Origin of the sequence: Bilophila wadsworthia ATCC 49260 (assembly GCF_000701705.1) — a bacterium.
In the GTDB taxonomy this organism is placed as follows: Bacteria; Desulfobacterota; Desulfovibrionia; order Desulfovibrionales; family Desulfovibrionaceae; genus Bilophila; species Bilophila wadsworthia.
Map to the genome: position 1 here is coordinate 151,533 of NZ_JNJP01000003.1, position 14,038 is coordinate 165,570.

A 14,038-nucleotide genomic window follows, 5' to 3' on the forward strand; every position below is an offset into this window, starting at 1 on the left:
ACTATTCTTAAACGCCCGCAAAGGGGATGCCATGCTGTTTTGCACCCGCGACCAGATAACCGATCTCCTGCTTGCCAACTATGTGGCGGCCTGCGAGGAACAGAACCCCGGCCTTGTCGAGCGCACCATTGAGGCAGTGAGCGGCGAGATCGCGACCGTGCTTTCCTACCGCTATCCGCAGCCGTGGCCGTCGGTGCCGGATATCATCAGATACATCGCCTCGGTCATCAGCGCCTACCGGACGGTGGAAGCGATCACCTCGCTCGTCGGCTCGGAAGCCATTGACGACAACGAGTGGATTCCCCTGCAGAAGCAGTGGAAATACTGCACGGAGATGCTCAAGGACATCCGGGACGGCAAGCTGAAGCTGCCGCTCGATGAGGCGCATCCCGACCGGGAAGACCCGACGTTCGCCGTGTCCAGCCCCAAACCCTTCTTTGACTTCCGGGGGTTCTGAAATGGCGAAATCCGGCGTCAGCCTGAACTGGGGCGGACTGGACAAGGCCCTGCTCGGTGCCGCGAAACGGCTTGCCGAGCGTCAGATGCTCATGGATGGTATCGGCGAGATGATGGTCTCGAGCACGCTCCAACGGTTTGAGGATGAGGAAGGGCCGGACGGCAAGGCGTGGAAGCCATCGATCCGGGCCACGCCTTCCGAAGACAGCCGCGCTCCGGTGCGCAGGGGCAAGGACGGGCGGCTGCTGAAGGGCAGCGGCAGAAAGATCAAGGGCCGCAAGGGCGGCAAGACGCTGACGAACATGGGGAACCTGCGAGACTCCATCGATAAGCTGGCGACCGGCGACGAAGTGATGGTCGGCAGCAACGTCGAGTATGCCCGCATCCACCAAATGGGAGGCCGAGCCGGGCGTGGCTTGTCCGTGGACTTACCGTCCCGCCCGTTTCTTGGTGTCAGCGAGCAGGATGCGGAAGACATCAGGGAGATGGTCGGCGACTTCCTCGCCGACGCGCTGACCGGAGGCAGAAAATGATTCAGGCATTCGGGCTTGAAGCCATCCGGCAGGCGGCAGCGGCTGCCGGGCTTCCGGCGGAGCGGGTCATCCCCGCGCCGCTGTCGGACAACATTACTCTCCCGCGCCCGCGCATCGAATATCAGGTGCTCCCGGCACGCTACCGGCGCACGGGCCGAAGGCTCGGCATCATCAGGGGCGGAAAGGACAATCCCGTCCAGACAACCAAGTGGGAACTTTATGAAGTCGACCTTGATATTCAGGTCAACGTACTGGCCCCGGACACCAAAAAGGACGATGCCGCCGCCGATGCGTGGCTTGCCGCCTTCTCGCAGGCGTTCGTCACGGCCTTTCCGCGCGGCGGCAACGATGCGGCAGGCAACTACGTGCGGATACGGGTCCAGCGCGCCGCCTACGCTCGAAGAGCGGCTCCGCAGGTTGGCGACAAGGCTCTGCGCATCTTTACAAGAATCGGCTCGGTGTTTGTCATTACACTGGGCGGTCGCATTACGTCGGATCGGCGCGAAGGCCTGATTACGAAGGTGAACATCAGCCTCCCGGAAATCGGGAAAGGGTAAACGTATGGCTACGAAAAAGGAAAAGATTGAAGAGACGGCGCAGGATACCGGAAAGTCCGAAGCGCAGGCCGCTCCCGAAGCGGCTGTGGAGCCCAAGGCCGTACCGGACGCGTCCCCCGAGCAGCTTGTCACCCAAGACGAGAATGGGCTGCTGGCGTTGGACGAGCTCGCGCAGCGCCACCGTACCCCGACGTGGCAGGTCGGAGCGTTGATGCGGTTCATGGACTGGGAGTCCGACAAACAAGTCTCTGACGGGGAATTCACGGCGGCGCTGCGGCTGTTGTCCGGACGTCCGCTCGGCGGCGGGAGGCTGTAGATGGGAGACGTACTCGAATACTTGGTCGACGGCACCAGCGGGCTCGCGCCCGGCGGGGTCGACGGTAAGGCGATGGTCGCCGGGGTGTGTTCGAAAGGGCAAGTCGGCAAGGCGTACCTTGTGGGTTCCCGTTCCGATCTGTCCGGGCTGCTCGGGGTCGGGCCGCTGGTGGACAAGCTCCGCGACGTGCTGGCCACCGCCGGGCAGGAGGCTGTGGTGGTCGCGGTCCCCGTGCGGGGGCAGCAGGGCGGTTATATTTCCGCTCCGGTCTGGAGCGGAGGGAACGGCGTATACCCAGCCGCATCCGTCTCCGGCGTGCCGCAGAAAAACGCCGATATCGTGGTTGAAGTGGTCGCCGCCGGACAGGTCGGCACGGCGACGGTCAAGGTGTCTACGGACGGCGGGACGACCTTCGGCTCTCCGGAGACGGCTGCCGCGCAGCTGCCCGTCGGGAAGTCCGCCGAAGCGACCGGGGCCACGCTCCTGCTCCCCGAGAACGCCGCGTTGGAAGAAGGGCAGCGCATCCGTTTCCTCGTGCGCTGCGCGGTGGGGCCGGTGGAGCGCGTCGGCGATGCGTCCAGCCCGCTCGTCACCGTCTCGGGCAGCGTGCAGGCCGGAGCCGAGCTGTCCATCCGGATCGTGAAGAGCGGTGGCCGCAATGCGGCCACGTACCAGCTTTCCGTTGATGGCGGCGACACCTATGGAAAGGTGAGGACCATCCCGGTCGACGGGACGGTGGCCACCGACCTCGGCGTGACGATTGCCTTCCCCGCCGGCGACTATGTCGGCGGCACGATCTACTCCTGCCGGCTGCTTCCTCCGGAGGCGAGCATCGTGGACGTCATGGCGGCGCTGGAATCGCCTCTGTCCGTGTATGATGTGGAGTTCGTCTACATCGCGGCCCCCTCCGACTCCGTGGACTGGTCGGCGCTGTCGGTCAAGGCCGACGAGCTGTGGAACCTGCACCGGCCCACCTACTTCAAGTGCGAGACGCGCTTGCCCCGCGACGATGAAGACCTGAATGACTTCGCGGCGTATCTGCTTGCGGAAAAACAGGATTTCGCCTCCCGTTTCGTGCAGGTGTGCTGCCAGTTCGGGGAAGTCGTGGACACCACGGGACTGTCAAAGCTGCGTAACTGGGGCGGCTTACAGGCCGGACGCGTCGTCTCCATCCCCGTGCAGCGGGCCACCGGGCGCGTGCGCGACGGCAACATCAGCCAGGGCACGCTTCCCGACGGATGGGAGACCGTGCAGCCTACGCTGGAGGATGCGGGCTATCTCACCGCGAAGAAGTACGCGGGGTTGTCCGGCGCATACTGGGGCGACTCACGGACGATGGCCGACGCCACCAGCGACTTCCGCTACGAAGAAGTTCTGCGTATCGTCTTCAAGGCTATCCGCAAGATGCGCATCGCGGCTCTGAAGTCCATGTACGATGATCTGGACCCCGTGCTGCCGGACTCGGCTACCGGGCTCGGGTACCTCAAGGCCAACATCGCCGGAGCGCTCGACACGATGGTCGCCGCCATGCCCAAGGAGCTGGCGGGATACAAGATTACGATTCCCTCCGGACAGGACTATGTGAATAATGGCGTGGCGGTCGAAGCTCGGCTCATCGGCATCGGCATCATCCGCGAGATCAAGCTCTACGCCTCCTATGCCTACGCGGGCACACGGGGCGATACCCGGCTGGAGGGATAATGAACATCACGCATTCCCGCGAGGCGGTATACCGCTTTTTGTATGAGATGCGCGTCGAGCATCCTAATACGTACTACAGCCCCAAGGATTTGGAGCCTTTCGCGGCAACCGGGCAGCTCGCCGCCGTGCTTTCCTGCGGCGTGGAGCTCGGTCACCTCGAGCGGTACCGCAAACATTACAAGCTCACGGCTCAGGGCATGATGTACGCCGAGTCGCAGGGCTGGACGGAGGAATAATGGCTATCAACGGACGGCAATATGACTGGGAGGACATTTCCGTGGCCCTTCCTTCCGGGGTGGCGATCGGCATCACCGAGATCAAATACACGGACGGGCAAGGCGCTGAGGCCCGCTACGGCAAAGGCGCAATCCCTCGCGGCTACGGTCGCACGAACTATGAGGCCAGCGGCTCTTTCGTACTCGACCGCGACGAGTGGGAACCGCTGAAAAAGGAGCTGGCGGCGTCCGGCGGCGGGGGCATTTATGACCACAAACCCTTCCCCATCGTGGTGAATTACGCCAACGACGAGATGGGAAGCATCACGGACACGCTCCCGGATTGCAAAATCACAAAGTTCGACGGCGGTGGCGGCTCACAAGGCGATTCCAACGTTTCGGCGGTTACTTGCGAATTCACCATCCTTTCCCCGATCATCTGGAACGGGACGCCAGCCAAGAAGGCCACCAGCGGGTTGAAGCTGTAGCCATATTCTCAACTTGACTGCACAAAACGACGTTTTCCGGAAAGCGTCGTTTTTGTTTGCACAGCGTGCGAGGTTTCCGGAAAACTCCTCCCGGCGGAGGTATTGTGGCGCATCTGAAACATTAACCGCCACAGGAGGCGCAGTATGTCCGCTCCCGAAACACCCATATCCACTCCCGAAGCCCGCAAGTACGTCGCATTTTCCCATACGTTCGAGGACCCGTGGGGCGAGGGCGATGAAGAATCCGAAGTGAAATGCGCGTTCCGCTTCGCCAAGCCGAACAAGGTACAGATCAAGCGACTGCAGGATACGGCGGCGAAGAACGCCGCGAACGCCTCGCGCAACCTCCTCCTCGATACCGTACATCCCGACGACAAGACCGCGCTGGCACAGGCGATGGAAGACTATCCCGGCCTTGCCACCACGCTTTCCGGGGCAATCCTCAAAGGCGTGGGCATCAGCAACGAGCTGGGAAAGTAGCCTTATCCCCCTTTGACGAGGGGGACGCGCTTATCCAGTTTCTGCTTCACGAGCGACCGGCGGACGAGCTGGAGGAGTGGATTCTCCAGCTCGCCAGAGCCAAATGGCTTGAGGAGCGTCTTTTCAAAAACCTCGCCCGCGCCGTTCATGGCAGTAAGGCGGTGAAGTGATGGAAGTCTTTTCTGTTTTTGCAACGCTCTCGCTGGTCGACCTGATTTCAAATCCGCTCGGCAGGGTGCAGGGGGCGATGAAGTCCCTCGGCCTCGATACGTCGGGCCTTGGCGCACGCATGGGCAACCTCGCGCTGGCGATGGCTCCGGTCGCGCTGGCGGCGGGATTGGTCATGGGCGCGCTCGGCATGGCTTCGGCAAAAGCGATGGCCTTCGAGTCCTCGATGGCGGACGTCGCCAAGGTGGTCAACTTCGAGACGGACGCCGAGCTGAAGGCCATGTCGGGCACGATCATGGATATGGCCGGGCGCATCCCGATGGCCGCCGACGGCATCGCCGCCATCGTCGCTGCCGCCGCCCAGTCCGGCGTTGCAAAGCAGGATCTGACGGAGTTCGCCGAGCAGGCCGCCAAGATGGGCGTGGCCTTTGACCTTACCGGCGATCAGGCCGGGAAGATGATGGCGGACTGGCGGGCGGGCATGAACCTGACGCTTCCGCAGGTTTACGCACTCGCCGATGCCGTCAACCATCTGTCGAACAATATGAATGCCACCGCGCCCAATTTGGGCGAAGTCGTCCAGCGTGTTGGTGCGGTGGCTATGACCGCCGGGCTTGCCGAGACGCAGGTCGCCGCTCTCGGTGCGGCCTTCCTGTCCTCCGGAGCCGGGCCGGAGGTTGCGGCAACGGCCCTGAAGAACTTCACGACGACGCTGGTCAAAGGCAGCGCCATGAGCAAGGATCAGGCCGCTGCGTTCCAGTCGCTCGGCTTTTCGGCCACGCAGATAGCGAAAGACATGCAAAACGACGCGCAGGGCACGATTTTCAAGGTGTTGCAGGCCATTGCCGACAAGCCGAAGGAGCTGCAAACCTCGCTCTTGACTGAGATGTTCGGGCAGGAGTCGCTGGGCGCGATTGCTCCGCTTTTGCAGAATATGGGGAACCTCTCGCAAGCCTTCGGGCTTGTCGGGGACGCCAGCCAGTACGCCGGGTCGATGCAGGCCGAGTACGAAACGCGGTCCAAGACGACGGCGAACGCGCTGCAGCTGCTCTCGAACAAGCTGACCAACCTCGCCATCTCCATCGGCACGATTTTCCTGCCCGCCATCAGCGCAGGGGCGAATTTCCTCGGCTATCTGGCGGATGCCGTGCGGATGGTGGTGGAAACTCCGTTCGGGCAGTGGCTGGTCGCGGTCATCGGCGGCGTTTCCACGCTGCTCGTGAGCCTGACGGCGCTCTCCGCCGCCATGTGGTTCTTCTCCGCCGTGGGGCCGATGATAGGCAAAGCGCTGCTCCCGCTGAAGGCCGCTGTCCTTGGGCTCGGCGCGCCGTTCTGGGCGCTCATCGCCGTGGTCGGGGCCCTGTATCTGGCCTACCGGAGCAACTTCGGCGGCATAGCCGACACGCTTGACCGCTGGTGGGCAAACACCAAGCTGGTCGTGCAGGGTGTCATCGCCGTTTTCCAGAGCCTCAAGGATGGCTCCGGAGAAATCCGGGGCGAGCTGGCGACCAAGATCAAGGCGGCGGGGCTGGTCGGGCTGGTGACCACGGTATCGCGCATCGTCAACCGCATCCGGGTGTTTTTTGCGGGGATGGCGGACGGTATCTCCGCAGCCATGCATCAAGTCGACGTGATCCTTGTGCCTGTAAAGATCGCCGTCGTTGACCTGATGGACGCCATCGGCGATCTGTTCGGCGGCATGGATGGAGACGAAGTCGGCAAGGCTACCGGCGGCTGGCGGGCGCTCGGGAAAACGCTGGGCGACATCGCAGGGGGCGCATTGACGTTTGTCGCCAAGGGTATCGCGCTTTTGACCGACGGCCTGCGCTGGTGCGTCGATGCCGCCAGCGGGCTTGCCGGAGAGCTCGGCGCCAACCTTTCCGGAGCGTTCGGCATGGGCCTTGCCGTGATACGGGGCTACGGCGACGGCCTGCGCGAGTATTACACCGGACTTTGGAACGCGCTTTCCGCAGGCTTTGATACGCTGGCTGCGGCCTTCGGCAGGGTCTGGGAACGCATCAAGAGCTTGTTCTCCTCACTGATCAAGGCAGGGGAAAGCGTCGGAGCCGCCTTTTCGCAGCTTTGGTCGGCGGTTGCCCCGCTGTTTGCAAAGCTCTTCGGCAGTGAGGTCGCAACGGGCACAAGCGCGTGGGAGAACTTTGGAAATCTCGTGGGCAATGTGGTCGCAGCGTCCCTGTATGTCCTGACAACGGCGATACAGGCGGCCGTCAACGGGATCGACATGCTGGTCAACGGCGTCCGGCTGGTCGTATCGCTGTTTACAGGCGACATGACCGGTGCGGCTGACGCGCTCCGGAGTATTGTCGCCGGTCTCGGAGAGGGGTTTGCCGCTCTCGGCGACCTTTTCGGCGTCGGGGACGGCATCCGAGCCGCGTGGGGCGAGGTGATGACGTTTTTTGACGGCATCAATCTCTTCGAGTCCGGAGCCAAGCTCCTCATGACTTTTGTGGACGGCATCAAGAGCATGGCGATGGCTCCGTTCAACGCGGTCGCCGACGCGCTGCAGGCCGTGCGCAATCTGCTGCCGTTTTCCGACGCCAAGGAGGGCCCGCTGTCCACTCTGACGCTCTCCGGCTCTCGGCTCATGTCCACCATCGCTGAGGGTGTCATGGCCGGTGCGAAGTCGCTCTATGAGTCCGTGTCCGGGGCCTTGGGTTCCGTAGGCAATGCGATCAGCGGCTGGTGGAGCGGCCTGTTCGGCGGCGGAAGCCCCGTACCGGAAATCAACACCAATGCCGTGCCGCAGGGCGTCGTCCAGCCGCTCGCGCCGACCCCGCAGCTCACTATGTCCGACATGAAGATCGCCGAGCCTGACGTCGGTGTCGCCGAGCCCCCCTATGGACGGCGTCGGGCGGAATGGCCAGGCTCCGGTGGAAACAAGACAACCACCATCACCATCAGCAACCTCAACCTGCCCAATGTCGAAAAGTCAGAAGACTTCGCGTCCGCGCTGATGGGCGACATGGCGCAGTACGGAGAAGCATGATGAGCGAAAAAGTGCAGACGACTTCCGGCTCCGCGACCGAAGACGCGGCACAAAAAGACGAGAAGCAGGTCAAGTTGATCGTCTTTGAAGATGGCCTGATCAAACTCGGGGACACGGAGCTCCCCGGCATCCTGACGGAGCTGCGCGTCGACGGCAAGGTGCGCTTCGACGAGCAGAAAAAAGACGGGGCGTCAGGCAAGAAGAAGACGCCGAAGGGCTTTGACGACGCGGATGTCATGGCTTCCATGCTACTGCTGACCGACAGCGAGTCTCAGTGCTACGAAAAGCTTGAGCAGGTCTCCGGTCTTTTCCGCAAAATCGACAAGAAGGCCAATCCGCAGGTGTACACGGTCACCAACCGCCATCTTCTGGCCCGGGGCGTGCGTCAGGTGGTCTTTTCCAAGCTTCAGTCGGCTGAAAGCAACGGCGACGACGAAATCCGGGTGACGCTGGGCTTCGTCGAGCACAACCCGCCGGTCACCAAGATCGAGAAGGCGCAGGCCAAGACGCCCACGCCGAAGGAGCTGAAGGAGCAGGCTGCGGAAAAGGCCAAAAAGAACTCCCCGGAAGCAGACAGTCTTATCATCGATGTGGCGGGGAAGCAGGCATGATCGAAGGCTTCAACATCCGTTGCACCGTTGGGGGGCTGGAAGTGCTGCGCTCACCGCGCATCGTGCTCGCGCTGCGCCGCCGGGCCATCGTCTCGCGCTGCGAGCTGGACGTCCCGGATACCGACGGCTCGGTGCAGGCCGTGCTGGCCAAGAAGCAGCCTGTGCGCATCCGGTTCGGCCACCGTGGCGAGGGCGGCACATGGCACGACTGGAGCGGTACGGTCAGCGACTTCCAAATGGCCGGGGAGGATGCGGTGCGCGTTGTCGCCGTGGGGAGGGAGCAGGCGTTGCTCGATACCAAAGTCACTGAAGCCATGTATGGAGAGCCCGCCGATGTCGTCGCCCGCAGGCTTCTTGCTTCCACGGGGCTGCCAGTGGCCGACATCGCCATCCCGTCGGAAGTCCTCCCGCATATCGTCTTTTCCGGGGTGAGCGTGGCGATGGCCATCAAGCAGCTCGCGTCGACGCTGGATGCGAGTTTCGGGCACGACATGTCGAAGCACGCCGTGTGGCTTGGCGAGTCTGGGCTGTACTGGTCCGACGGCGACGAGCCGGGAGACATCCCGGTCATTGAGAGTGCGGAGAACCTGATCTCGCATAGCCCGAATCCATCCGGCATGTCTGAAGTGGTGGCCACGGTGATCCCCGGCCTGACGCACAGCCGTATCGTGCGCATCCGGGACTCGCGCCGCCAGTTCTCCGAGCTTGTCCGCGCGCAGGAGGTCATACACAGTCTCGGCGAGCATGACACCACGACGATCCGCTACGGCAGCGACGAGGGGTGGGCATGAGCGACAATCCTCTGAAGATGATCAAGCGGGCCGTGGAGCTGTGCCGCCCGGATCTGCGCTCGTACTACCGCGTAACCCGCAAGGCCAAGGTCGTGACCGCCTATGCCAGCGACGGGCAGTACTTCGCCGACGTGCAGCCGCTCCGGAACGACGAGCAGCCGGACCCGAATGAGCCGGTCATCCCGCACGTGGAAATTCCCGTCCTCTGGGGTGGGCCGAACCGGGGCGTCGTCTGTCCGCCGCAGGCGGGCACGCTGTGCGATCTTTCCTACTATGACGGCGACCCGAACTATCCGCGCATCAGCAACTTCCGCTGGCAAGGGAACGGCGCTCCGAGTTGCGGGCTGACCGAGCTGATCGTTCAGCAGGAGCCGGGGACATCCATCCATATAGATAAGAGCCACAACGTGATCACGCTCTCCCCGGCGAACTGGGAAGTACGGGTAGGAGGCGACGCTTCCATCACGGCGGCGGGTACGCTGACGCTTGATGCGCCGCAGATCGTCAAAAAGGGCAATGAAACCTGCACGGGAAGCGACGGCGGCACGGGGCAGACTACGGAAAACGCCCATCGTACCACGAACGGCAGTATTACCATCAACGGCCCGCTGACGGTCAACGGCGGTCTTACCGTCAATGGGGACTCCTCCGTCTCCGGTAATAGCCACGCCGGGAGCCGGAGCGGGGGCGGCATCTGATCCCATTCTCATCTTGAGTGAAAAAAACGGCGTCTCCGGGCGTCGTTTTTTTGTTTGCACAGCGTGCGAGGATTCCGGAAAGCCTCCGGCGCGCGGGGTAGTGTACGCCCATGAGCACTTCACCAGACCTTTGGGGGCAGGATATCGCCCTTGACGCTGCCGGACAGGCAAAGATCGCCGCGTCCGGAGAGCTGATCCTGACGGATGGCGTGGAAACCGGGCTGCAGGACATCAGGCTGCGCCTTTTCACCCGGCTCGGCACGCTTTTTTATGATGATGAGTTCGGCTCGCTTGTCCACGACTGGATACTTGAGGAAAGCACGGAGGCGACCCGCGCCGCGTTCTGCTCCGAAGTCGTGATGCGGGTCGAAGCCGATCCCCGGGTGGCGCTCGGCTCCGTGTCCTGCTCCGTGCTGCTCTGGGACGAGCGGCGGCTGACGGCCTGGGTGCGCTGGACGTTCATCGGTGAGGACCATCCTCTCAATCTGGTGCTGCAGATCGATAAATCAACACAGACGGCGGTAATCCAAGATGTCCACATTTCGGAAGCTCTCCTTGCCTCGCGTATCCAAGACGCTTGATGAAGTCCGCTCCGGGCTCTTCGCCCGGGTTGAAGAAGTGCAGGACGAGTATCAGGCAAAGGGCTGGCTTCCCGCCCGGATGAACCTGAACAAGGGCGTGATCCGTGGCCTGCTTGAGCTGGTCGCATGGATGTTTTTCCAGCTCTACCAGTTGCTTGAGGCGTTGCTGACGCAGGCCGTCCCGTTGCTCTCCGGCGGCGACTGGCTTGATCTGCACTGCGATCAGGTGGGCATCCAGCGTAAGGCCGCGACGAAGGCCAAGGGATGTGTGCGCTTCTATCGCTCGGAGCAGACGCCGGAGAGTCAGAATATTCCGATTCCGTCGGGCCGTATCGTCCGCACGCTTCCGGACGGCAAAGGCGAGGTCTACCGCTACGTGACGCTTGCCGACGCTGTGGTGCAGGCCGGGGAGGTATACGCCGACGTGCTCGTGGAGTCCGAAGCGTACGGTGCCGAAACGAACGCCGGGGCCGGACAGATCTGCGAGCTGGTGACGCCCGTGTCCGGCATCGATCGGGTCGGCAATACGGCTGACTGGCTGACGGATGAAGCGGCTTCGGACGAGTCGGACGAGCAGCTGCGCATCAGGTACATGTACGCGTGGCTCAGTCGCGCCGGTGTGACGTCCGCCGCCTATCAGTCCGCCGCGCTGTCGGTAAAAGGCTGCATCGAAGCCGCCGTGGCCGACCAGCATCCACGCGGCGAGGGCACTATCGACGTCATCGTGCGCGGCTCGGCGGGCATTCCAACGGAAAATCTGCTGAGTGCCGTGGAAGAAGCCGTCAACACCGAGATCGTGATCAATCACGATCTGTTGGTGAAAGGTCCGACGCCCGTGGAAGTCGCGGTGCAGCTTGAGCTTGAGCTGTACTCCGGCGACGAGGCTGCCCTGAAGCTCTCGGCGGAGGGCTTTGTCAGAGCGATGTTCTCCAGGGACGCTTCCCAGACCGGCGGGCACGTGCCTTTCGGCATCGGACATGACGTCATCCGCGACCGGCTGGCGGCGGGCATCATCACGCTGACCGGCGTGAAGCGCATCGTCTGGGGCGGTTCGCTGGCCTCCGGAGACGTGACCGTGGCAGCGGACGGTCTGGCCGTGCTCAAGTCGGTGGCCGTGACGGCGAAGTGGGTGAGCGAGCGATGAGCTTTTATACCGATAAATCACCCTTCTGGCGCTATTGTCGGGACAGGCTGGCCCTGCCGTTCATCACGCAGGTCGGTGCTCTCGCGGCACTGACGCACGGCATCTGCCGCTACGCGGACGATACGGCGAAGGATATGCGCTGGTTGCAGGCGCAGTTCCTTCCGCCGAAAGCCGACGAGGCCCTGATCCCGCTGTATGGGGACTCGCGGGGCGTTGAGCGGACGCGCTTCGACTCCGACCGGCAGTTCCGGCTGCGCGTCGAGCGGGCCTTCGCGTGGCACCGGCTCGGCCCGAAGACTTTCGGCATGCCGCAGATTTTACGGGAATACGGCTTTGGGTCATGCAGGATCGTCAACTGCCGTGACCAGAATCCGGATTTATACGCACATTTCGAGATTCGCCTGCTCAAGCCTCCGGCGGACTTTGCTGCTGATGACGTGGAGTGCGTCTTCGCGCTGGCTGACCAGTACAAGCCGGGCCGCTCGAAGCTGAGATGGGTGCAGTTCGGCGTTGAGCAGCAAGCTCCCATGAGCTTTGGCGCAAGCGCACAGTCAACGGTTATCGTTGATCATTTCGTGAAGGAAAAGGAATCGCTTCCACCACAGCCAGCACCGCTGGCGTTTGGAGCGGCCCTCCAGCAGATCGTCACCATAGAACATAGGATAGCGTAGTTATGGCGGAAACATCATTGCAAGGGATCTGGACGCAAAAAGGTCTGGATAAGGAAACGGCATTCCGGGCGGGTGGTACCCGCAAGGCTCTCACGCACGTCGCCGTCGGCGACGGCAACGGCACTATCCCTCTGGTCAGTGCATCACAGACCGGGCTTGTCCACGAAGTCTGGCGCGGGCTTGCCAATGCCGTCATGGCGAACCCGGATGACCCCACCGATTTGCTCGTTGATGTTGTTATTCCAAACAATGTCGGCGGATTCTGGATTCGGGAATGGGGGATTTTCGACGAAGACGGCGAGCTCGTCGCCGTCGGCCCGCATGACGAGATGCACAAGCCGCTGATCTCCACGGGACAGGCCGCCGAGTTTTTGGAAAGGTTTCATCTTCCTTCGGCCAATGCCTCTTTCGTCGAGATCAAGATCGCCAGTCAGGCTCTGGCCTCCCAACAGTACGTTGAAAGCGAAATTGCTGCGCACGATGCCGATCTGAATGCGCACGGGATGTTGGCCCGCAAAAGCGTCGAGATCATTGCCGGTACGGGCCTCTCCGGGGGCGGCCCGCTGTCCAGTGACGTTACACTCTCCGCGAAGCTCGACGGGAAGACCACGCAGGCCGCTGCGGACGGCGCGATCACCGTGAAAGATGTGGCGATTGGTGGGGATCTCGGGGATCTGGCGAGTGCGCGGGGGCAGATTGGTGACTATCGCACCAAGCTTCCTGCAGGGACCGATCTGAACGATATTATCTCATCCGGCACATACATTGTTTACTCCGGAAACTGTACCAATGTGCCGATGAATGGGATGGACGGATATTATGTCCTTCGTGTGTTCGGCGATGCTACAAACCCCAATGCGGCGGTTCAGAAAATCTACTCGCGTATGGGTACGGCGGGGCCTGAATGGTCGCGCCGACGCATAAGCGACGGCACATGGCAGCCGTGGCAACAACTCGTTCAGACAAACTACATTGGGGACGGCGTCAGGGTGTCACGTTCTAAAGCCCTTCCCGATGGTACGGGTGGTCTATGTATTCTTTCCGTGCCTGAGTACGAGGGCGCGACGGCATCGACCGCCGGGACAAGCGGCCTTGTACCGGCTGCCGATGCCGGGCAGCATGAAAGCTTCCTGACAGGAGGTGGGGAGTACAAGCCCGCACTCTCAACTGGCGGCGGCGTCATGACGGGCAGCATCCAGATCAATGATCTTGAAAATGCGATCGGGGCTGCACCCTCTACCAATACTGAGCGCGGCCTGTTTCTTGGCGACAAAAACAGTGTGATCATGGGCGGGTTCGATGTCATACAGCGCGCATCGGATAACGCTAAATACACGCAATTCTATTCAAAAAATAGCAGTGGACATATCACGTCCATTGCTGCTGTGACTTATGAAGACGGCACGAGAGAACTTGTGGCGGATAGCCCTCTCCAAATCAACGACATACAAATAAAACAGGTTGTTGACGGCGGAAGAAGGGTAATCGTGCTCTCTGGGGCGCGTGGCAAGCAAGGGCATTCATTTCGTTTTTCCCCGGACACGGGGGAGGCATATATGGATGGCCGTGTAATACATGCGAAAGCCGATACCGCCGGATACGCAGATACCGCCGGGAGTGC

At 62.3% G+C, this 14,038-nt stretch carries 16 protein-coding genes; all 16 read left to right on the forward strand.

Annotation, left to right across the window (positions count from 1 at the left end; genetic code table 11):
- The first annotated feature begins 31 nt into the window (after window positions 1-31).
- Window positions 32-457, forward strand: coding sequence for a phage protein Gp36 family protein (locus tag T370_RS0102750; protein WP_029434664.1), 426 nt, complete (start codon window positions 32-34; stop codon window positions 455-457).
- 1 nt (window position 458) lies between these two features.
- Window positions 459-989 carry a phage virion morphogenesis protein gene (locus T370_RS0102755; protein ID WP_029434665.1) on the forward strand — a complete coding sequence of 177 codons (531 nt, stop codon included), beginning with the start codon at window positions 459-461 and terminating at the stop codon, window positions 987-989.
- The gene (locus tag T370_RS0102760; RefSeq protein ID WP_034505604.1) at window positions 986-1,546 is read left to right on the forward strand and encodes a hypothetical protein; all 561 of its coding nucleotides are present in this window, start codon (window positions 986-988) and stop codon (window positions 1,544-1,546) included. The genes T370_RS0102755 and T370_RS0102760 overlap by 4 nt, the downstream gene beginning before the upstream one ends.
- Window positions 1,547-1,550: 4 nt before the next feature.
- On the forward strand, window positions 1,551-1,862 hold the full coding sequence (locus tag T370_RS22555; protein WP_051643716.1) for a hypothetical protein: 312 nt from the start codon (window positions 1,551-1,553) through the stop codon (window positions 1,860-1,862).
- Window positions 1,863-3,563 carry a DUF2586 domain-containing protein gene (locus tag T370_RS0102770; protein ID WP_029434668.1) on the forward strand — a complete coding sequence of 567 codons (1,701 nt, stop codon included), beginning with the start codon at window positions 1,863-1,865 and terminating at the stop codon, window positions 3,561-3,563.
- Window positions 3,563-3,799 carry a hypothetical protein gene (locus T370_RS0102775; protein ID WP_029434669.1) on the forward strand — a complete coding sequence of 79 codons (237 nt, stop codon included), beginning with the start codon at window positions 3,563-3,565 and terminating at the stop codon, window positions 3,797-3,799. Before T370_RS0102770 ends, T370_RS0102775 begins: the two co-directional genes overlap by 1 nt.
- Window positions 3,799-4,266 carry a hypothetical protein gene (locus T370_RS0102780; protein WP_029434670.1) on the forward strand — a complete coding sequence of 156 codons (468 nt, stop codon included), beginning with the start codon at window positions 3,799-3,801 and terminating at the stop codon, window positions 4,264-4,266. The genes T370_RS0102775 and T370_RS0102780 overlap by 1 nt, the downstream gene beginning before the upstream one ends.
- Before the next feature lie 144 nt (window positions 4,267-4,410).
- Window positions 4,411-4,746 (forward strand): DUF6848 family protein, encoded by a 336-nt coding sequence (locus tag T370_RS0102785; RefSeq protein ID WP_029434671.1) that lies wholly within the window; start codon window positions 4,411-4,413, stop codon window positions 4,744-4,746.
- A gap of 169 nt (window positions 4,747-4,915) precedes the next feature.
- Complete coding sequence (locus T370_RS22560; protein WP_051643717.1) at window positions 4,916-7,921, forward strand: phage tail tape measure protein; 3,006 nt, start codon at window positions 4,916-4,918, stop codon at window positions 7,919-7,921.
- The gene (locus T370_RS0102800) at window positions 7,918-8,532 is read left to right on the forward strand and encodes a hypothetical protein (RefSeq protein ID WP_248604190.1); all 615 of its coding nucleotides are present in this window, start codon (window positions 7,918-7,920) and stop codon (window positions 8,530-8,532) included. The genes T370_RS22560 and T370_RS0102800 overlap by 4 nt, the downstream gene beginning before the upstream one ends.
- Window positions 8,529-9,323 (forward strand): hypothetical protein, encoded by a 795-nt coding sequence (locus T370_RS0102805; RefSeq protein WP_029434674.1) that lies wholly within the window; start codon window positions 8,529-8,531, stop codon window positions 9,321-9,323. Before T370_RS0102800 ends, T370_RS0102805 begins: the two co-directional genes overlap by 4 nt.
- Window positions 9,320-10,021 carry a baseplate assembly protein gene (locus T370_RS0102810; protein ID WP_029434675.1) on the forward strand — a complete coding sequence of 234 codons (702 nt, stop codon included), beginning with the start codon at window positions 9,320-9,322 and terminating at the stop codon, window positions 10,019-10,021. Before T370_RS0102805 ends, T370_RS0102810 begins: the two co-directional genes overlap by 4 nt.
- A gap of 110 nt (window positions 10,022-10,131) precedes the next feature.
- The gene (locus T370_RS0102815; RefSeq protein WP_029434676.1) at window positions 10,132-10,602 is read left to right on the forward strand and encodes a GPW/gp25 family protein; all 471 of its coding nucleotides are present in this window, start codon (window positions 10,132-10,134) and stop codon (window positions 10,600-10,602) included.
- Window positions 10,553-11,746 (forward strand): baseplate J/gp47 family protein, encoded by a 1,194-nt coding sequence (locus tag T370_RS0102820; protein ID WP_029434677.1) that lies wholly within the window; start codon window positions 10,553-10,555, stop codon window positions 11,744-11,746. Before T370_RS0102815 ends, T370_RS0102820 begins: the two co-directional genes overlap by 50 nt.
- Window positions 11,743-12,417, forward strand: a complete 675-nt coding sequence (locus T370_RS0102825) for a hypothetical protein (protein WP_029434678.1) — start codon at window positions 11,743-11,745, stop codon at window positions 12,415-12,417. The genes T370_RS0102820 and T370_RS0102825 overlap by 4 nt, the downstream gene beginning before the upstream one ends.
- A 2-nt stretch (window positions 12,418-12,419) precedes the next feature.
- A partial coding sequence (locus tag T370_RS23395) for a phage tail-collar fiber domain-containing protein (protein WP_029434679.1) occupies window positions 12,420-14,038 on the forward strand: 1,619 nt, incomplete at its 3' end.